Annotated in this window: 16 protein-coding genes; 8 read left to right on the top strand and 8 right to left on the bottom strand. The window is 69.1% G+C overall.

Going from position 1 to position 18,729, the window contains the following annotated elements; translation table 11 throughout:
- Positions 1 to 256: 256 nt before the first annotated feature.
- The 4 genes from ACSHT8_RS11440 to ACSHT8_RS11425 form a co-directional block, all read right to left on the bottom strand.
- Positions 257 to 421, bottom strand: coding sequence for a ricin-type beta-trefoil lectin domain protein (locus tag ACSHT8_RS11440; protein WP_436500415.1), 165 nt, complete (start codon positions 419 to 421; stop codon positions 257 to 259).
- A gap of 35 nt (positions 422 to 456) precedes the next feature.
- On the bottom strand, positions 457 to 894 hold the full coding sequence (locus tag ACSHT8_RS11435) for a ricin-type beta-trefoil lectin domain protein (protein WP_436500414.1): 438 nt from the start codon (positions 892 to 894) through the stop codon (positions 457 to 459).
- 178 nt (positions 895 to 1,072) lie between these two features.
- Positions 1,073 to 1,372 carry a hypothetical protein gene (locus ACSHT8_RS11430; RefSeq protein WP_436500412.1) on the bottom strand — a complete coding sequence of 100 codons (300 nt, stop codon included), beginning with the start codon at positions 1,370 to 1,372 and terminating at the stop codon, positions 1,073 to 1,075.
- Positions 1,373 to 1,458: 86 nt separating this feature from the next.
- Positions 1,459 to 1,899 carry a hypothetical protein gene (locus ACSHT8_RS11425; RefSeq protein ID WP_436500410.1) on the bottom strand — a complete coding sequence of 147 codons (441 nt, stop codon included), beginning with the start codon at positions 1,897 to 1,899 and terminating at the stop codon, positions 1,459 to 1,461.
- Positions 1,900 to 2,212: 313 nt separating this feature from the next.
- On the opposite strand from ACSHT8_RS11425, the gene ACSHT8_RS11420 reads away from it, so the two are divergent.
- On the top strand, positions 2,213 to 2,362 hold the full coding sequence (locus tag ACSHT8_RS11420; protein ID WP_436500408.1) for a hypothetical protein: 150 nt from the start codon (positions 2,213 to 2,215) through the stop codon (positions 2,360 to 2,362).
- A 31-nt stretch (positions 2,363 to 2,393) separates the two neighbouring features.
- Here ACSHT8_RS11420 and ACSHT8_RS11415 read toward each other — a convergent pair whose 3' ends face one another.
- Positions 2,394 to 2,825, bottom strand: coding sequence for an Hsp20/alpha crystallin family protein (locus ACSHT8_RS11415; protein ID WP_436502043.1), 432 nt, complete (start codon positions 2,823 to 2,825; stop codon positions 2,394 to 2,396).
- A 225-nt stretch (positions 2,826 to 3,050) separates the two neighbouring features.
- On the opposite strand from ACSHT8_RS11415, the gene ACSHT8_RS11410 reads away from it, so the two are divergent.
- From ACSHT8_RS11410 to ACSHT8_RS11400, 3 genes are all read left to right on the top strand, one after another.
- On the top strand, positions 3,051 to 3,368 hold the full coding sequence (locus tag ACSHT8_RS11410) for a helix-turn-helix domain-containing protein (protein WP_436500406.1): 318 nt from the start codon (positions 3,051 to 3,053) through the stop codon (positions 3,366 to 3,368).
- A gap of 65 nt (positions 3,369 to 3,433) precedes the next feature.
- A complete protein-coding gene (locus ACSHT8_RS11405; RefSeq protein WP_436500405.1) occupies positions 3,434 to 3,718 on the top strand; it encodes a hypothetical protein in 285 nt (94 codons plus the stop codon).
- Complete coding sequence (locus ACSHT8_RS11400) at positions 3,708 to 3,914, top strand: hypothetical protein (RefSeq protein WP_436500403.1); 207 nt, start codon at positions 3,708 to 3,710, stop codon at positions 3,912 to 3,914. Before ACSHT8_RS11405 ends, ACSHT8_RS11400 begins: the two co-directional genes overlap by 11 nt.
- Before the next feature lie 22 nt (positions 3,915 to 3,936).
- Here ACSHT8_RS11400 and ACSHT8_RS11395 read toward each other — a convergent pair whose 3' ends face one another.
- The gene (locus ACSHT8_RS11395) at positions 3,937 to 4,680 is read right to left on the bottom strand and encodes a TetR/AcrR family transcriptional regulator (protein ID WP_436500402.1); all 744 of its coding nucleotides are present in this window, start codon (positions 4,678 to 4,680) and stop codon (positions 3,937 to 3,939) included.
- 53 nt (positions 4,681 to 4,733) lie between these two features.
- On the opposite strand from ACSHT8_RS11395, the gene ACSHT8_RS11390 reads away from it, so the two are divergent.
- Both ACSHT8_RS11390 and ACSHT8_RS11385 read left to right on the top strand, forming a co-directional pair.
- Positions 4,734 to 5,720 (top strand): ATP-binding cassette domain-containing protein, encoded by a 987-nt coding sequence (locus ACSHT8_RS11390; RefSeq protein ID WP_436500400.1) that lies wholly within the window; start codon positions 4,734 to 4,736, stop codon positions 5,718 to 5,720.
- Entirely contained in the window at positions 5,720 to 6,526 is an 807-nt protein-coding gene (locus tag ACSHT8_RS11385; RefSeq protein WP_436500398.1) for an ABC transporter permease, read from the top strand. The genes ACSHT8_RS11390 and ACSHT8_RS11385 overlap by 1 nt, the downstream gene beginning before the upstream one ends.
- A gap of 200 nt (positions 6,527 to 6,726) precedes the next feature.
- On the opposite strand, the gene ACSHT8_RS11380 is transcribed toward ACSHT8_RS11385, so the two are convergent.
- Positions 6,727 to 7,149 carry a hypothetical protein gene (locus ACSHT8_RS11380; RefSeq protein ID WP_436500396.1) on the bottom strand — a complete coding sequence of 141 codons (423 nt, stop codon included), beginning with the start codon at positions 7,147 to 7,149 and terminating at the stop codon, positions 6,727 to 6,729.
- A 169-nt stretch (positions 7,150 to 7,318) separates the two neighbouring features.
- Entirely contained in the window at positions 7,319 to 9,256 is a 1,938-nt protein-coding gene (locus ACSHT8_RS11375; RefSeq protein WP_436500394.1) for a fumarylacetoacetate hydrolase family protein, read from the bottom strand.
- A gap of 108 nt (positions 9,257 to 9,364) precedes the next feature.
- On the opposite strand from ACSHT8_RS11375, the gene ACSHT8_RS11370 reads away from it, so the two are divergent.
- Positions 9,365 to 9,946: a TetR/AcrR family transcriptional regulator gene (locus ACSHT8_RS11370; RefSeq protein ID WP_436500392.1), complete on the top strand. Its 582-nt coding sequence runs from the start codon at positions 9,365 to 9,367 to the stop codon at positions 9,944 to 9,946.
- A gap of 354 nt (positions 9,947 to 10,300) precedes the next feature.
- Positions 10,301 to 18,727: a SpvB/TcaC N-terminal domain-containing protein gene (locus ACSHT8_RS11365; protein WP_436500390.1), complete on the top strand. Its 8,427-nt coding sequence runs from the start codon at positions 10,301 to 10,303 to the stop codon at positions 18,725 to 18,727.
- Positions 18,728 to 18,729 lie beyond the last annotated feature (2 nt).

The following is an 18,729-nucleotide window of genomic DNA, read 5'->3' as shown; positions in this document are numbered from 1 at the left end:
GGGACAGGCCACGCGCCGACCTACTGCGCGGTAAAGGTTTAGACCAGCGCGGTCCAACATCGTCTGGTGCCCCGTCCGACGCCGTCAAGGGACGTGGGAGCCGTCCAGGGACGAACGGCGCGGATCCACGACCAAAGGCTGACGAGCGGTTGATCTGTCGACTTCCCGCCAATTCATGCGAAACGCTCGGCCGGAGTATCCGGCCGAGCGTTTCACCGAGCGGCCTGGCGATGTCCAGGCGTTCCACCAGCAGGGGTCAGGCGCTGCGCGTCCAGGTCTGGTTGGCGCTGCCGGAGCACGTGCTCAGGACGACCGGGGCGCCGTTGGTGCTGGAACTGGCCTCCAGGCAGCGGCCCGCCGAGTCGCGCAGGGTGTTGGCGGTGTAGGTCCACCGCTGTTCGCGCCGCCGTTGCGGTCCCACAGCAGGGCACGCGAACCGCCGAACTCGGCGTCGAGTCACTTGCCGAGTGAGCGCAGGATGCCGTCGGAGGAACTGGTCCACCGCTGGTTGGTCGCCCCCGTGCACGTCCAGGCGATGATCCGGGTTCCGTTCGCGGTGTTCGCCCCCTCCACGTCGAGGCAGCGGCCGCCGCTGTCGACATAGCGCTGACCGGCGTTCGTGGTGATCCGGACGGTCGCGCTCGTCGCCGTCGCCGAGACGGTCTCGATGGTCACGCCACTGGTGGCGTCGGTGATCCGGGCGCCGACGTTGAGGTCGGTGTCGTCCTTCCCGGTGGTGCCCGACGACGGATCGATGAGCGTGGACTGGTGATAGGCGCCCTGGGTGGTCAGGTGCACTTGGACACCCTCACCGGCGCCGGTGTCGATCGTGTTGCCGTTCTCGCGGTAGGCCAAGGTGATCCGCTCGCTGCCCGACCGGGGGAGTTCCAGCACCCGGCCTCCGGTCACCGACGCGGGCGCGTGCAGGGGAACCAGGGTGTAGGTGCCCGACGCGGGGGCGATGACCCGCTGGCTCGCGGGCAGCCAGCCCGAGTGGATCCAGGCCGGTCTTACATGTCGCGCACCCGCGTGCGGTACGCGCTCGGCGAGTCGATCGAGTCGTTGGTGAAGTTCACCAGCACCACCGCGGTCCGCGGGTCTGGACCTTCGTGCCGTCGGCGCTGCCGTTGCCGTTGGCGTCGAGGCACTTGTTCGCCAGCGCGGAACGGACGGGCCCGGTCCTGCCCGGCGGAGTCGCGCCGCCGATGAGGAACGTGTTGTCAGCCATGTTGTAGTTGTTCGCCAGGAAGCTGCCCGGTGGCGGATTGGTGTGGCAGTAGTCGTTGTGCCCGCAGTCGAGGCGGGCGTCGTGCGCCCGGTCGGTGCAGATGTGGCGCATGGTCGGGTAGTTCGGGGAGTCGGAGTAGCACATGACGTCCCACTCGTCGGTGCAGTGCGGTCCGAAGTTGGCGCGGTTCTCCGTGAATAGCGGAGCTGTGTCGGCGAGCCGCGGCTCAGTCAGCGACGGCCGGTGGCCAGGATGACGAGGAACTGGCCGCCGCCCGCCTCGACGCTCGCGGTCACCGGCAGCTCCGGCACCAGCCGGGAGAACCGGTCCACCAGCCAGTCCGCCGCCTCCTGCGCGTCCTGCTTGGTCGGACAGCGGGCCACCATCTCGCGGCCTCCCTTGCGCTCCAGCCGCCCGGCCACGGTGATCAGCGGCGCGGGCTCGACCACGTGCAGCCGCTCCGGCCAGGCGATGACCACCTTGACCGCGCCCTTGCGCGTATTGCACCCGCGATGCGCGAGCCGCTCGGCGACCTTGGCCTTCCGGTCGGCGGTCCGACTGTCGACGCTGGGCCCCCGCGCGTCGTTCACCGACATGTCGGGGTCGACGGGCTCGTCGCACACCCAGCACCGCCAGCCGTCGCGTTCGGCCACGTCGTCGAGGAGACTCACCCGGGCAACCTAACACCGGGCCGGGAGTCCTCAGTCGTCGGCCGTGAGCCGCTCGGCGACCTTCTTCGCGGTCTCCTTCGCCGATCCAGGGTTCTGCCCGGTGATCAGGTTCCCGTCGACCACGGCGTAGGAGACGAAGGGGAGCTCGGCCTTCTCCTCGGCCTGGCTGCGAACCCGCGCCGCCTGAAGCAGTGGTCGTCCCAGTCGCTGGGGGTCACTCGGCGGGTCTGGAGCTGGGTTACGTCGCGGACCGCCTGGTCGAGCATCGAGGTGTCCGCGCCGCCGCAAGGCCGCGGGCGAGATCGTCCCGGACGTGGACTCCGAGGCGCTCGCCCGCCTGATGATCGCGGCGATGGACGGCCTGCAGCTCCAGGCCCTGCTACAGGGCGAGGTCGACATTCTGGCGTCGTTCGACCTGCTTGTCGCGGCACTCACTCCGCTGCTGAGCCGGTCTGGAGGTTGAGCCGTGGGGTCGTCGGACCCCACGGCTTGGGTCAGGCGTCGATCTGCCTTGGTTCGCCATTGCTGTTGATGGCGATCTTGCGCGGCTTGGCCTGCTCGGCGACGGGGATGCGCAGCGTCAGCACGCCCGCCTCGTAGTCGGCCTGGATCTTGTTGGTGTCCAGTGTGTCGCCAAGGAACAGCTGTCGGGAGAACACGCCACGGGGGCGCTCGGCCACCTGCACGTCGGCGTCGTCACCGAAGTCGGCTCGCCGTTCGGCGTGCACGGTGAGCACGTTGCGCTCGACGTCGAGGTCGATCGATTCCGGCGCCACCCCGGGCAGGTCGAACGCGACGACGTACTCGTTGCCGCACCGGTAGGCGTCCATCGGCATCAGCGCCGGTCGGGTGGTCGTGCCGTCGGTGCCGAAGAACTGCTGAGTCAGGCGGTCCAGCTCCCGGAACGGATCGGTCCGCATCAACATGGCCACTGCCTCCTCCTTGTCACGCGACCAGGGACTCTGTGGACGGCCCCGCCGCTGGTGGGGCAGCGGGGCCAGGCTGGGGACTGCGAACTGTCCAGACGCATCACCTTCTTCCACACCGGGTCGCTCACCACTGCCATTTATCTATAGTCCCGACTGTAGATTGTGTCAAGTACGGATTGTCGATAATCTGGCTGCACGAAGCGATCCGGAAGCAGGTGCGTGATGGTGGGTCGGGGCAACCTCGACGACGAGGACTACCCGGCGGTCACCACCGGCCAGGCCGCCCGCATGCTCGGCGTCCAGGAAGCGTTCCTGCGCAGCCTCGACGCCGCGGGCGTGCTGCGCCCCCACCGCTCCGACGGCGGACACCGCCGCTACTCCCGCCGCCAACTCGGCATGGCCGTGCGCCTGCGCGAACTACTCGACGAGGGCCACTCCCTGGCCGCCGCCACCCGCATCGTCGGCCTCCAGGACGAACTGACCGATGCCCACAAGCAGATAGCCGACCTCCGCAGCCGCCTCCCCGACGACGACGGGTGATTGGGGGTTGGGTCAAGCCGGACAGCGGGTAGTCCTTTTGGGATCCCTTGTTTGGAGCGTGTGCCATGACCACAACAGACTCTTCGCGGGCGGTGGCGGTGCTCAGCGAACTCAGCCGCGTGCACACCGAAATCCGCACCGGCCCCGACGACGCCGACCTCGAACCAGCCCAGACCCGCACCCTGCTGACCACCATGGCCGCGGCGGCCGACCTGCTCGGCGAGATGTGCACGGACCTGCTGCTCCGCCGAAGAGTCAGCCGTCACGAGCGCAGACACGTCGAAGAAGCCCAGGACGCCGCCGCACACCTGTCCCAACACTGCCGGTGGGCGGCGACCCATGTCCACTGACCGCCCCGACACCTTCAACGAGCTGGGCCACACGTCCCCGATCATGAGCGGCGCCACCACCGCGAACACCGCCCACGAACGCTTCCGCGCGGCCCACGTGGTCGCCGCCCAGTCCCGCGACGCCGCCGACTGCGCCCTCCTGCTGGCCATGCTCGGCTTGACCGCCGCCGAAGGACTCCCTGCCTCTCGGCGTTGACGCTGTCGGAGGTCTGCCGGCCTCAGCTTCGTGACAGGAAGGCCGCCAGCCCGTCGAGCAGCAGGCCCAAGCCGAAGTCGAACAAATCGATCCCCTCCGGGGAGAAGGCGTTGTCGGCCAGCCCGGCCATCATCGGGTAGGTCCCGGTCGCCATCGCCTTCTCCAGGATCGGGGACTGCGCGGTCCAGAACTCCTCGTCGGTGACCCCGGTGCGCTCGAACGCGCGCTGGGCGTTGACCGTTGTCCGAGCCGTGCTGCTGACGAATCCGTCCACGGTCACCAGCAGGCAGATCTTCTGCTGGTCGGACAACGGCACGTCGGCGAGCCAGGACAGCGCGAGGTCCAGTCCGGCGAGCGCGTTCGGGCCGAGCACCGGCCGGGCCTGGTCGACCTGCAGCATCCACGGGTGGGCCAGGTACATGTCCATCGAGCCGCGCGCGATCAGCTCCACCGCGGCGCGCCAGTCCGACGGCGGCTCCGCGGGCGGGACGACAGCGCAGACCTGGTCGAGCATCAGGTCCAGCAGTTCGGCCTTGCCCGGGATGTAGCGGTACAGCGACATCGCGCCGACATCGAGGTCGCTCGCGATGCGGCGCATCGACACCGCCTCCAACCCGTCCGCGTCGGCGACGGCCACCGCCGCGGCGACGATCCGGTCCAGGGTCAGGCCGGGTTTGCGGCCGCGCCCAGGCTTGTCCGCGTAGTCCCACAGCAGCTCCAGGCTGCGGTTCAGGTCGCCGCTGCCGCTGTGTTCGGTGGTGGTCATCCGCGCTCCAAATTTATGGGTACACCGTACTCGAATTAGGGTACAGTGTACGCATGCCTGATGGAAAGTATGCCGTCCAAGCGGAGGGCCTGCAAAAGCGGTTTGGGGACAAGCGCGCGCTCGACGGTCTCGACCTGACAGTGCGGCGCGGCGAAGTGCACGGACTGTTGGGTCCGAACGGTGCCGGAAAGACGACAGCGGTGCGGATCCTGGCGACGCTGCTGCGGATGGACGGCGGCCGCGCGCTGGTCGCCGGGCACGACGTGGCCCGCGAGCCTGCGCTGGTCCGGCGCGGCATCGGACTCACCGGCCAGTTCGCCGCGGTCGACGAGATCCTGTCCGGGCGGCAGAACCTGGAGATGTTCGGCCGCCTGTTCCACCTCGGCGGGCGGGCCGCGCGGGTGCGCGCCAAGGAACTGCTCGTGCAGTTCGACCTGGTCGAGGCGGCCGAGAAGTCGGTCAAGGACTACAGCGGCGGCATGCGGAGGCGCCTCGATCTCGCCGCGAGCATGATCCTCGCGCCGGAGGTGCTCTTCCTCGACGAGCCGACCACGGGCCTGGATCCGCGCGGCCGCAACGAGGTCTGGCAGGCGGTGCGCTCACTCGTCGCGGAGGGGACCACGGTCCTGCTGACGACCCAGTATCTGGAGGAGGCCGACCAACTAGCCCACCGCGTCGCGGTGATCGACCGCGGCCGCACGATCGCCGACGACACCCCGGACGTGCTCAAACACGACATCGGCGGCGACCGCATCGAGGTGGTCGTGCGCGAGGCCGCCGACGTGCCGAAGGCGGCGAACGTGGTCGCCAGGGTCGCGACCGCGGAACCGACCGTGGACGTCGACCAGCGCACCGTCCAGGCGCCCGTGGCCGACCGGGTCGCCGCGCTGACCGATGTAGTCAGGACGCTCGCCGACGCGGGCGTGCGGGTGGAGGACATCGGCCTGCGCCGCCCGACGCTCGACGAAGTGTTCTTGCGGCTGACCGGGCACCGCGCCGAAGACAGTGAGATCGCCGAGACCGAAGGGGCCAAGTCCTGATGAGCACCATCGAATCGAGGCCCTCGCTCTACTGGGCGCTCGCCGACTGCGGGACGATCGTCCGCCGCGACCTGAGCCACCTGATCAAGCAGCCCGCGCTGTTCGCTTGGCAACTCGGCTTCCCGATCGTCTCGGTGCTGCTGTTCGTCTACGTGTTCGGCAGCGCGATGGACGTCGGCGCGGTCGACTACAAGGACTTCGCGATGCCCGGCATGTTCGCCATGACGATGGCGTTCGGCTTCATGAACACGGCCTACGCGGTGGCCATCGACAAGGAACGCGGCGTCACCGACCGCTTCCGCTCGATGCCGATGGCCCAGTCCGCCGTCGTCAGCGGCCGCGGCGTCTCCGACCTGATCAGCGCGACGATCGACCTGGTGGTGCTCGCCGTCATCGCCCTGGTCGTCGGCTGGCGCTCCGACGGCGGCCTACTGGCCACCCTGGCGGCGTTCGGTTTGCTGCTGTTGCTCCGGTTCGCGCTGATCTGGATCGGCGTGTACCTCGGCCTGCTGGTACCCAACGTCGAGGCGGCGGGCAGCCTGTTCGCCGTAGCCTTCCCCTTCGGCATGATCTCCAGCGTCTTCACCCCACCACACCTGATGCCCGACTGGCTCGGCGCCATCGCCATGTGGAACCCGGTGTCATCAACGGCAAACGCGATCCGCACCCTGTTCGGCAACCCAGTCCCCACCGGCAACAGCTGGGTCGAGCAACACGCCCTCCTGATGTCGATCGTGTGGCCCCTGGTGATCACGGCGATCTTCCTACCGCTGGCAGTGCGCCGATTCCAACGGTTGGGCCGGTAGGCCCCTGAAGGAAACCCCGCCGGTCGTGCCGCTTTTGTTGGCGTGCGGTCGACGGGGTTTCTCGTCAGCGAGTAAGCGTCGTTGAGTGTCGCGGTGGCGGTGTGGTCCCGGCAACTCGCCTGCCGTCGGCGATGCGCTGCGGTGGGAGCGGGAGTCCGAGCACCCGTCTGCCCGTGTTCGAGTTGATCTCTGCTGGTCGGTCAGGGTTCGCGTGTGAGCAGTTCCCGGATGTGGGTCTCGGCGAGTTCCTGTGCGCGGTCGCTGCTGGTGGCGTAGGAGAAGAAGTGGTGGACTTCGTGGCCGCTGACCACCGAGTCCAGTTCGGATTCCTTGTCCTTGGCCTCGACGCCTTCGACTTCTTCGATGTAGTGGTCGCGGTGGGCCAGGCGGCCGGCGCCGACCAGCAGATGGGGAGGCCCGACCTGGACGTCGTCCCCGCTGACGCGAGCGTGGCAGACCCAATAGTGGACAACCCGGAAGCCCGTCTCCTCGTCGCAGCGGACCAGAACGTGGTCATCGAGATCGGCGAGAAGTATCTCGGCGCGTTCCAGCGTGCTGAAGGTCCCCGCGATGTCGCCGGTCCCGGTCGGCTGCGCTCGGACGACAGCCCAGGAGGTGCTCATGGCCGCCATGATGCCGGTTCCTGTTCGGGTGTTGGCGGAGGTTCGCTCGGTCGGGTGAGCGAACTCGGGGAGTGGAGAGTCGCTGGACCAGATGTCCCTGCGCCTGTGGCAACTTGCCGGTGTTCGCCGGTGACCAGGACTGTTCCGATGTGCGAGGTCTGGTTGGCTGTCAGGCGTGGCCGCGGGCGGCGTGCCATTCGGCCATCATCGCCATGAGGGCGAGTTGTGGCATGGCTGGCGATGCCGGGTCGAGTTCGCGGTAGCGCTGGTAGATGTTGACCACGACGCGTTCGGCGTCGAGCCATTTCGCGTAGTCGGCCAGGTCGACTGTGGCGGCTGCTTCCTTGAAGGACAGTCCCTTGGCGTGGGCGGCGTCGGCCTGTTCGAGGATGTGGGTGAGGTAGGCGCGGACGGTGCGGATGCCGTCGGGGTCGGTGATGGGTCCGTGGCCTGGCACCACAACCGGTGCGTCCAGGCTGATCATGGTGTCGCAGGCGGCGATCCAGTTGGAGATCGGGCCGCTCCACACGATGGGGGTGCAGCCGATGAACAGCAGGTCCCCCGCGTAGAGGACCCCGGTGTCGGGCAGGTGGATGACGGTGTCGGCGTCGGTGTGCGCCGGGCCGAGGTTGAGCAGCCGGACCTCGCGTCCGCCGATGTCGAGGGTCCGTTCCTTGTCGAACGTCTCGTCCGGGTGGCGCACGGTGATGCCGGTGAAGTCGAAGTCCCCGAAGCGCTCGCGCACGAACGGGGTCAGCACCGGGCCGAGGTCGGCGACCCGCAGGCCGACCAGCAGCTCCGGTGGCAGGTCGTGGTGCATCTCGTCGGCCGTGCCCTGGGCGGCGAGGATGCGCACGGAGTCGGCGAGGAGTTGGTTGCCGTTGACGTGGTCGCCGTTGGAATGGGTGAGCACCGCGTGGGTGATCGGGTGGGCGTCGGTGATCGGGCGCATCGCGTCGAGCATCTCGGTGGTCATCGGCAGGTCCCACAGGGTGTCCACCAGAAGTGAAGCCCCCACCCCGGTGACCAGTCCGGCGTTGCTGAGTCCGTATCCGCCGTCGGGCAGTACCCAGGCCCAGTCCTTCGCGCTGATCTGGTGCAGCCCCTTGGTGTAGGGCAGGGCCGCTGGGGCGGAGTTGACCCTTCGCGTCGGTTTGGCGTTTGGGTTGGGCCGTTTCGCCAGCGGGTGCGGCGGCGCGGAAGCGCGCACCGTCTGCCGGGTCTCGCCCAGGCCGTCGACGCGCAGCGTGACCACGTCGCCGTCCTTGAGCCAGCCGCGGAAGGCCGAGACATCGGTGATGCGGAAGTGTTCCAGCAAGCAGCAGGTCGGTATCGTGCCCGAGCCGAACACGTCGCCGGGTCGCAGTCGCACGCCGCGCGAGGCGTAGGAGATGACCTCCCCGAACGACCAGTCCGCGCTGTCGGTGCGGCCCGAGCCGAACACCTCGCCGTTCACCGCGGCTTCCACTGACAGCGCGAGCTTTCCGTCGAGCAGGTAGGGCTCCAGTTCGTCCGGCGTCACCAGCCACGGGCCGAGGGTGGTGGCGCCGTCCTTGCCTTTCGCCTGCCCGATCTTGAGCCTGCTCTCCAGCAGTTGCAGATCCCGCGCGCTCCAGTCGGCGTAGATGGTGTAGCCGATGACGCGGTCCTGCGCCTGGGCCGGGGTCAGGTCAGCCCCACCCTGTCCGATCACCGCGGCGATCTCCAACTCCACGTCGAACCAGCCGCTGCCCGGCGAGATCGACACGTCGTCGTACGGGCCGACGACGCTCGTGTGGTTGGCGAAGTAGAGCGCCGGGATCTCATACCAGACATCGTCGAGTGTCCCGTCGCCCTGAACCCGCAGGCAGTTGCGCATGTGGTCGAGGTAGCACAGGCAGTCCCGCATCGAGGTGGGCCGCGGGATCGGCGCCCGCAACCGCGCCGCACCGAGAGGCACCACCTCGTGCGGCCGCTTCAACGCCCACTCGCCCGCCGCGCGCAGCCCGTCGTGCCCCCGTCCCACCAGCTCGATCAGGGCGGCGCCCGGCTCCAGCGCGTGGATGTTCCCGTCGGCGACGACGCCCACCCCGTCGCCGTGCCCGGTCTCGTACGTGACCCACTTCATGACCACTCCCTGCGACGTTCGTCCTCTGTGTTAGCCAACATAGAATATGACGACCAGCATGTAAATGGCTGTTGGATAGACTCACGGGGACGAGTGAGAAGGGGGACCATGGCCACCCGACGCGCCGAGACGACGCAGCAGAGCAGGCACCTGCTGGTGGCCGCCGCCACCGAACTCTTCAGCGAGCGCGGCTACCGGCAGACGTCGTTCGAGGACATCGCCACCCGGTCGGGGGTGAGCCGCGGCTCCATCCCCTGGCACTTCGGCAACAAGGAAGGGCTGCTGGCCGCCGTCGTCGAGCATGTCGTGGACACCATGCGGGCGGGCTTCGGCACCCCCGAGCCTGGCCCGGACGCGCTCGACCGGGCACTGCGGCAGGCCGTGGCGTTCACGCGACAGCCCTCGACCAGGCTCTTCATCACCCTCCTCGCCGAGGCCGTCGAACCCGGCTCCCCACTGCACCAGCGTTACGCCGTCCTCCACGAGGCGATGCGGGACCAGGTTCGGTCCTGGGTGGACCTAGTCGACCTGCCCGCCGGAATCGGCGCGGAAGAACTCAGCACCATCTTGATGGGCACCCTCATTGGCATCCATCAGCAATGGCGCATCGCCCCCGACACCGTCGACCTGGACGCCACCTACGCGACCGTCCGAACCCTCCTCGCCACCGGGCTTGGCGTGACGGCCTAAACCAGCGGGAACTTGCCCGCCGGCCGGCTCGTGGAGCCGGGCGTCCGTCGCGTGTCAGCGCGAGATCAGGGGTGTCGGGTTGATTTGGCCCGATGGAGCGAGCGATGCGGGCGAATCGCGGCACAGTCTCGGCCATTTGGGGGAAATGAGTACCTGAATGGGCCTGCTCAGCCGGTTTTCACCCCCTATCGCGGTAACGGGGTGCGAAGCAACGGCGAATCACCAGCGGGTCGCACCGGTGAGAGGGGTCGAAGCGTGTCGTCGAAGGGTTGGTCCGGCGGTCGCCGGAATGTCACCACACTGTTAGGCGTTCTCGCGCTGATAGCCACCGGGCTGATCCCCGTCGGCGATTCGGTGCGCACGCCCCGGGCCACGACCGGCAGCACCGCCGTCGACGTGCCCGAGCATCCTGAAGGCACCAGCTTCAATCCCAACCAGATCAAGGACATCAAGTCCGCCGACCCGGCCTCCGGGGTCACCCTGATCGAGGCGCCGAGCGCGTCGAACACCGGCGACGCGCGGCTGACCTATCCGCTGACTGTGCCGCCGGGCCGTGCGGGCATGGTGCCCGATCTCGCGCTTCGGTACAGCTCCGCCGGGGGCAATGGCTGGCTCGGCACCGGGTGGGACCTGACGACGCCATCGGTCACGCTCGACACCAGGTGGGGTGTGCCGCGCTACGACGGTGGGCTGGAGACCGAGACCTACGTCCTCAACGGCGAGCAGCTGACGCCGGTCGCGCACCGCAGCGCGCCGCAGGCCCGCACCAGCGAGAAGGTCTTCCACACTCGCGTCGAAGGCAAGTTCAGCAAGATCGTTCGGCACGGTGACGCGCCCGCCAACTACTGGTGGGAGGTGACCGACAAGACCGGCACGCGCATGATCTTCGGCAACGCCGAGGGCGCCACGCTGGCCGACGCGCGCGGCAACATCGCCACCTGGGCGCTGCGCGAGATCCGCGACGCGAACGACAACTTCGTGCGCTACCACCACGTCCGCGTCGAGGACGGGGGAGTGGACGGCGCCACCGTCGCGGGCAGCAACCTCTACGTCGACCGGATCACCTACACCGGCCACGGTTCCACCGAGGGCCGATACTCCGTCCACTTCGACCGCGACCGCGAGCGCGGCGAGGCCCGCCGGGGCGACGTCGGCATCGACGCGCGCAACGGCTTCAAGAAGGTCACCGCCGACCTGCTGCGCCGCGTCGAGGTCAAGCTCGACGACGAGCTGATCCGCGCCTACGAGCTCAACTACCGCACCGGCGCCTTCCACAAGTCGCTGCTGGCCTCGGTCACCCAGTTCGCCGCCGACAACCGGGCGTTCAACACCCACTCGTTCGACTACTTCGACGACATCCGCGACACCTCGGGCGCCTACGACGCGTTCAGCGGCTCGACCGGCTGGTCGGTGCCGGACGACGACCTCGGCGTGAACATCCGCGACGGTGAGGCGGGCGCGCTGTCGTCCAACACCTCCAAGGGCGCGGGCGGCCACCTCTACGTGGGGTACAGCCCGACCGGGCCGAGCAAGTCCAACTCCGCGGGTGTGAAGGTCGGCTACAACGCCGGTTCGTCGGAGGGCCTGCTCGCCCTCGCCGACGTCAACGGCGACAACCTGCCAGACAAGGTGTTCCGGGACGGCGGCGCGGTCTACTACCGGCCCAACCTGTCCGGCCCCAACGGGCAGAGCCGCTTCGGCGACACCCCGATCCGTCTCGACGGCCTCCCGGGCATCGCCCGCGAGAAGACCCGGTCGACCACCGTCGGCATCGAGTCCTACTTCGGCGTGGCCGCCCAGCTCGACCACGTCTCCACCACCACGACCTCCGACCGCTACCTGACCGACGTCAACGGCGACGGCATCACCGACCTGGTGAACAACGGCGGTGTGCTGTTCGGCCGCGTCGACGCCTCCGGCAACCCGGTGTACGGCGCGAACAGCCAGGACACCGGAGTGCCGATCGGCCCCGGCGCCGTCTCCGGCACCATCGTCGGCGACCAGACCGCCGAGTTCGAGCGCGCGGTCGACGCCTCCCCGCTGCTGGACGGCGTGCGCCGCTGGGTCGCGCCCTACGACGGCAACGTCAAGATCGACGGCCGCGTCCGCCTGGTGCAGGACACCAGCCCGGAGCGCGCCGAGCACCGCACCGCCGACGGCGTCCGGGTGACGATCCAGCACGAGGACACCGAACTGTGGGCGCAGCGCATCGGCCCGAACGACTACTTCGAGTTCGCCCCGACCGGCGTCAACTCGATCCCGGTCCAGAAGGGCGACGCGATCTACTTCCGCGTCCAGTCCATCTTGGACGGTCTCTACGACCAGGTCGCGTGGGACCCGGAGATCACCTACGTCGGGATGAGCGCCTCCACCGACGTGAACCTCCTGCCGAACAACCGGTACCTGGCCTCGCGTGACTTCACCCTCGGTGGGCGCCCGTCGCAGGTCACCGCGCCACTGACCGGCACGCTGCACCTCTCCGGCGACGCGGTGAAGTCCGCGGCCACCACCGACGACGTGACCGTGGTCGTCAGCCGCAACGGCACCGACGTCTACTCCCACACCCTCGCCGCCGGTTCCGCGGGCACCGCCGCGATCGACCTGGACATCCCGGTCACCGCGCAGGACACCCTGTCGTGGCGGCTCAAGGTCGACTCGCCGATCGACGCGGGCGCCCTGAGCTGGGTGCCGAAGGCGCACTACACCGCCGCCCAGGGCGTCGACGCCGTGGTCGACGACGCGGGCAACCCGACGATCGTGATCAGCGCGCCGTACGACCTGGACATGTACCCGGCGACCACGCTGACCGCGCCGCAGGGCTCGTACACCGCCACCACGGAAGGCGACATCAGCGTCCAGCCGAACCTGGCCTTCGCGGGCCTGACCACGAGCGCCAAGGTCGTGTTCACGGTCAAGAAGCGCGGCGCGCTCGTGGCGAAGCGGACGATCGACATCGTCAACGGCGCCGTCCCGCCGCTGGCTCCGGTGACCGTCGCGGTCCAGCCCGGTGACGAGCTGTTCTTCGACTACTCCACGCTCGACACCACGCTGCTGGGCAAGCTCAGCGCCCAGAGCGTGACCGTCGACGGCGTGGACGCGCCGAGCGCGCTGCACGCCTCCGTCGAGCAGGGCGCCTTCGCCCAGCCCTACCGCGGCTGGGGTGCGATCGGCTACCAGGGCAACCGCGAGCGGGCCACCCAGCCGATCCACCAGAACGAGCTGGTGCTGGACGAGAACTACAAGAACAACCTCCCGGACGGCCCCACCGAGGCCGACCTGCCCGGGTTCGAGAACGACCCGACGGTCAACGCACCCAAGATCGTCGTGTTCGCCCCGATGCCCGCACAGGGCCGCTGGGCGGGCGCCGACGAGAACACCTGGGTCACCGCGGCGGGCACGAGCAGCTCGCGCCTCGGCGGCGACGTGATCGACGTCGCCACCGACGCCGACTTCGCCGGTGCCACCGGTGTGTCCCGGCGCGGCAAGACCAAGCAGCTCTCCACCACGCTCGGCGTCGGCCCGGTCGGCGGCAGCCTCGCCAAGGGCAAGAGCAAGGGCGAGGTCGACTTCCTCGACCTCAACGGCGACCGCTTCCCCGACGCCGTCGGCTCCGGCGGGGTGCAGTACTCCGACATGATCGGCGGCCTCGGCTCGACCCGCGGCAGCGTCGGCGGCGATGTCCGCGAGTCCGAGACCAAGGCGTTCAGCGTCTCGGCCGGTGCGGGCAGCCCCGCGCGCACCTCGTCCTCGGCCCGCGGCCAGGACGCCCCGACCGGCGGCACGGCGGCCAACACCGCCAAGTCCGGTCTGGAGATGCCCGGCCTGGGTATCGGCGGCAACCTCGGCGGCGGCGAGTCCGACACCGGGTACGACCTGCTCGACATCAACGGCGACGCGCTGCCGGACAAGGTGTTCGAGAACGGCGACGCCGCGCTGAACCTCGGCTACTCGTTCGCGACGCGCGAGCCGTGGCGGGGCGGCCCGGTGAACGCCGGTGACACCACCAACGCCGGTGTGAACCTGGGCTTCAACACCAACTACTACGGGTTCGCGGGCGGCGTGTCCGCCTCGACCGGGTCGTCGAAGACCGACGCCACCATCGTCGACGTCAACGGCGACGGCTTGGCCGACCGGGTCTTCAACGGCAACGGAGGGCCGATCGCGGTCGCGATCAACACCGGTAGCGGGTTCGCCGCGCCGACGCCGTTCCGCGGCAGCCACAACGGGGTGAACACCGACAAGAACGCCACCCTCGGCGGCGGTGTGTACTTCACCTTCGGGTTCTGCTTCATCTTCGGCTGCATCGTGTTCAACCCGGGCGCCGACGTCTCCACCGGCATCGGCCGCACCGAGCTGGCGCTGCGCGACGTCGACGGTGACGGCTTCGCCGACCACGTGAAGTCGGGTCGCGACAGCGAGCTGCAGGTCGCGCACAACCGCACCGGCCGCACCAACATGCTCAAGTCGGTGGCGCGTCCGCTGGGCGCGCGCATCGACGTGGACTACACCCGCGCGGGCAACACGACGGCCATGCCGGAGTCACGCTGGGTCATGTCCCGCACCACGGTGTTCGACGGCCACCCCGGCGACGGTCAGGACCTGCAGGTCTCGACCTACCGCTACGAGAACGGCCGGTACGACCGCCTGGAGCGCGAGTTCTACGGCTTCGCGAAGGTCGTCACCGAGCAGCGTGACGCGGGCGCGGGCGACGCCCTCTACCGGTCGCAGACCCAGGAGTACCGGGTCGACGGCTACTACACCCGGGGTCTGCTGGTCCGCGGCGCCACCACGGACGCGCAGGGCAGGCTCTTCAGCGAGACGGTGAACACCTACCGGCTGCGTGATGTGGCCACCGGCGCCGAGGCGCCCGGTGACAGCGCCACCGCCACGGTGTTCCCCGAGCTCGCGCGCACCGAGGAGCGGTTCTACGAGGGCCAGGCCGCGCCGGGCAAGACCACGGCGAAGGAGATGGCCTACGACGAGTACGGCAACCTGGTCCGCACGCTGAGCCTCGCCGACGCGGGGACCGCGGACGACCTGGAGACCAGGCTCGGCTACTCCGCCGCCACGCCCGCGTGCCGTGCCAGCCACATCGTGGGTGTCGCCAACACGATGGAGGAGCGCGGATCGACCGGCGTGCTGCGCCGTCGTGAGTCCACAGTGGACTGTACGACCGGTGACGTCACCCAGGTCCGCGAACAGGTGGCCGACGGCCAGGTCGCGGTGACGGACATGGAGTTCCGCGCCGACGGCAACCTCAAGTCGATCACCAAGCCCACCACCAAGTCCGGGCAGCGCTACAAGCTCGACTACGAGTACGACGGTGTCGTGGGCGTGCACGTGGAGGCGGTGACCGACAGCTTCGGCTACCGGTCGACCACCACCCACGAGCTCAAGTACGGCCTGCCGACGACGGTGACCGACGAGAACGGTCAGCGGATGGTCACCGCGTACGACTCGGTCGGTCGCGTCGACTCGATCACCGGGCCGTACGAGCTGCCGGAGAACCGCTTCACGATCGACTTCGAGTACCACCCGGAGGCGACCGTCCCCTACGCGGTGACCCGACACGTCGACCGCGCCGCCGACGGCGTCCGCGCCGACACGATCGACACCATCCAGTTCGCCGACGGCCTCAAGCGCCTGGTGCAGACCAAGAAGGACTCCACCGTCGCCGCCGCGGCCGAGCAGAACCCGGCCGAGGTCATGACCGTCAGCGGTCGCACGGTGTACGACTTCGCCGGTCGGTCGGTCGAGCAGTACTACCCACTGACCGAGCCCAAGGGCTCCGGCAACACCACCTTCAACCCGTCCTATGACTCCGTCGCGCCGAACCGCGTCACCTTCGACGTGCTCGACCGGCAGGTCAGGACGGTCGCGCCGGACGGCGTGGTCTCCTCCGTGGCCTACGGCTTCGGCGCGGACCGCGGCGGCGTCACCCGGTTCGAGTCCGTCACCACGGACGGCAACGGCAAGCAGCGGCGCACCTACGTCGACGTGCGGTCGCTGACGACCTCGGTGAAGGAGTTCAACCCGGCGGGCGGACAGCCGGTGATCTGGACCAGCTACGGCTACGACGCGCTGGGCCAGCTGCTGACGGTCGTCGACGACAAGAACAACACCACGTCGACCGCGTACGACCTCATGGGTCGCCGCACGATCGTCGACAACCCGGACTCGGGCCGCGTCGAGACCCGCTACGACCTCGCGAGCAACATCACCGCGAAGGTCACCTCCAAGCTGCGGGCCGCGGGCAAGGCCGTCGAGTACGACTACGAGTTCAACCGCCTCAAGGCGATCCGGTACCCGACGTTCACCGGCAACAACGTCACCTACACCTACGGTGCCCCGGGCGCGGCGGACAACGGCGCCAACCGGATCACCGGGGTGAAGGACGGCGCGGGCACGGTGTCGCGGGCGTATGGACCGCTCGGCGAGGTCGTGCGGGAGAACCGGACGGTGCCGGAGTCGGTCCTCAATGGACCGGCGCGGACCTACACCACCTCCTACCAGTTCGACTCGTTCAACCGGGTGCTGCGCATGACCTACCCGGACGGCGAGGTGCTGACCTACCGCTACGACACCGGCGGTCTCGTCGACCACGCCGCGGGCAGCAAGGGCGGGTTCGACTACACGTACCTTGCGCGGCTGGACTACGACAAGTTCGGCCAGCGGGTGCTGATGGAGACCGGCACCGGGGTCCGCACGACCTACAACTACGACGCGGCGGACCGCCAGCTCGCGGTGCTCAAGTCGCGGCTGCCGGACGGGCACCAGTTCCAGAACATCAGCTACACCTACGACAACGTCAACAACATCAAGCAGCTGCGCAACGACGTGGCGCTGCCGCACGCGAAGCCGATCGGCGGACCGAGCACGCAGACCTACACCTACGACGACCTGTACCGGCTGACGGCCGCGACCGGTGAGTACCGGTACGCGGACAACAAGCTGGACCGGTACTCGATGGCGGTCGGCTACGACTCGATCCACAACACCACGCGCAAGACCCAGACGCACGACATCGTGGTGTCGCAGTCGGCGGCGCAGTTCCAGACCGTGGCCTACGAAGAGCCGACGACGGTCGTGGAGGACCCGGTCCACGACCCGACCCTCTACCCGCCGCTCGGCGTGATCGAGGAACCGGAGGAGGAGGCGACCAGCCTCGAACCCGCGCCCGACCCGGGCACGGACCCGATCTTCGACCCGCCGCTGAGCACCGAGTCGGCCAAGAGCGAGTCGTTCGGCACGCAGGCGGCGGCGAGCGGCACGAACGTCCAGCCGCAACGCAAGACGACCTACGACTACGGCTACAACTACACGGCCGCGCGTCCGCACGCGCCGACCGCGGTGGGCCCGGTCAACCAGGTCTACGACGCCAACGGCAACCTGATCGACACGGTCAACACGCTGCCGCCCGCCCCGGGCAAGCGGCGGCAGATGGTGTGGGACGAGGAGAACCGCCTCGCCTGCAACCAGGACCACGCGCGCAACCGCACTGTCGAGCAGGCTCCGGCGGAGTGTGTGAGCCCGCAGCAGCCCGCGACCGTCCGCTACTACTACGACGATCACGGCGCCCGCGTCGTGAAGATCGCCGGGCCGCAGCACATCTACCCGAACCGCTCCTTCAGCGAGCGCAACGGGACCGGGTTCAAGCACGTGTTCGTCGGCGAGACCCGACTGGCCACCAAGACGGTCAAGCCCGACAGCACCTACGAGAACCACATCTTCTACTTCCACAACGACCACCTCGGATCGTCGGGATACGTCACCGACGAGCACAGCAACCTCACCGAGCACCTGGAGTACTTCGCCTTCGGTGAGACCTGGGTCAACGAGCACCCGGCCCAGCCGACCCCGGTCCCGTACCAGTACGGGTCCAAGGAACTCGACGAGGAGACCGGCCTCTACTACTACGGCGCCCGCTACTACAACCCGCGGACGAACGTGTGGCAGAGCCCCGACCCGATCCTCGCGCAGTACCTGGAGGGTCAGCCGAACGGTGGCGTGTTCCAACCGTTCAACCTCTCGCCCTACGCCTACGCCAACCAGAACCCGATCCGCATGGGTGACCCGGACGGACGCGCGCCGAGCACGTTCAACCGGATCATGGGTGGCGTCAAGCTGGTCGGCGGTGTGCTGGAGGCGGCGGCCGGGGCGACCCTGGCCACCACGACCGGTGTCACCGGGATCGGCGCGGTCGCAGGTGTCGCGGTCGCGGTCCACGGCTCGGACGTGGCGGTGACCGGCTGGAAGCAGATGTGGTCCGGTGAGGACGAAAGCTCCGGCACCAGCAAGCTGATGCAGGCCGCGGGCGTGTCGAAGGGCACGGCCGACACGATCGACGCCGGTCTGAGCATCGCCGGTGGCGGTGGTGCCCGGATCGCGGCGGGCAGGCTGGCCTCGGGTGGCCCAGGCGCGTGGGGCTTGGCGAACGAGGCCATGTCGGCTCGGGCGGCGGCCTACCAGGTCCAAATCACCGGACGCGCCGCAGGCTCGGTGTACCGGGTCGGCGGGGTCAAGTTCGACGGCTTCGTCCGGGGCGTGCTCCAGGAGGCCAAGGGACCGGGCTACGCCAACTTCGTCAAGAACGGCCAGTTCCAGTCCTGGTGGAAGGGTGCGGACGGTTTGGTCGCCCAGGCCCAGCGCCAACTGGCCGCGGCGGGCAAGACCCCGATCCAATGGTCGGTCGCCGAAGCGTCGGCCGCCCAGGCGATCACTAGACTCTTCGCGAGTCGAGGGATCACGGGTATCAGGGTCGTGCACGTGCCCTCGTTGTAGAT

This window comes from Actinokineospora sp. HUAS TT18 (genome assembly GCF_051364635.1).
Lineage (GTDB): Bacteria > Actinomycetota > Actinomycetes > Mycobacteriales > Pseudonocardiaceae > Actinokineospora.
The sequence above is the reverse complement of the archived record's forward strand: the minus strand, read 5'-3'. Positions and strand labels throughout refer to the sequence as shown.

Excerpts from the sequence above, each read along its gene's own strand:
- ACSHT8_RS11430 (WP_436500412.1), bottom strand. The coding sequence starts at position 1,372 with ATGTGCTACTCCGACTCCCCGAACTACCCGACCATGCGCCACATCTGC.
- ACSHT8_RS11415 (WP_436502043.1), bottom strand. The coding sequence starts at position 2,825 with ATGTTGATGCGGACCGATCCGTTCCGGGAGCTGGACCGCCTGACTCAG.
- ACSHT8_RS11410 (WP_436500406.1), top strand. The coding sequence starts at position 3,051 with ATGGTGGGTCGGGGCAACCTCGACGACGAGGACTACCCGGCGGTCACC.
- ACSHT8_RS11405 (WP_436500405.1), top strand. The coding sequence starts at position 3,434 with ATGACCACAACAGACTCTTCGCGGGCGGTGGCGGTGCTCAGCGAACTC.
- ACSHT8_RS11400 (WP_436500403.1), top strand. The coding sequence starts at position 3,708 with ATGTCCACTGACCGCCCCGACACCTTCAACGAGCTGGGCCACACGTCC.
- ACSHT8_RS11395 (WP_436500402.1), bottom strand. The coding sequence starts at position 4,680 with ATGACCACCACCGAACACAGCGGCAGCGGCGACCTGAACCGCAGCCTG.
- ACSHT8_RS11390 (WP_436500400.1), top strand. The coding sequence starts at position 4,734 with ATGCCTGATGGAAAGTATGCCGTCCAAGCGGAGGGCCTGCAAAAGCGG.
- ACSHT8_RS11385 (WP_436500398.1), top strand. The coding sequence starts at position 5,720 with ATGAGCACCATCGAATCGAGGCCCTCGCTCTACTGGGCGCTCGCCGAC.
- ACSHT8_RS11380 (WP_436500396.1), bottom strand. The coding sequence starts at position 7,149 with ATGAGCACCTCCTGGGCTGTCGTCCGAGCGCAGCCGACCGGGACCGGC.
- ACSHT8_RS11375 (WP_436500394.1), bottom strand. The coding sequence starts at position 9,256 with ATGAAGTGGGTCACGTACGAGACCGGGCACGGCGACGGGGTGGGCGTC.
- ACSHT8_RS11370 (WP_436500392.1), top strand. The coding sequence starts at position 9,365 with ATGGCCACCCGACGCGCCGAGACGACGCAGCAGAGCAGGCACCTGCTG.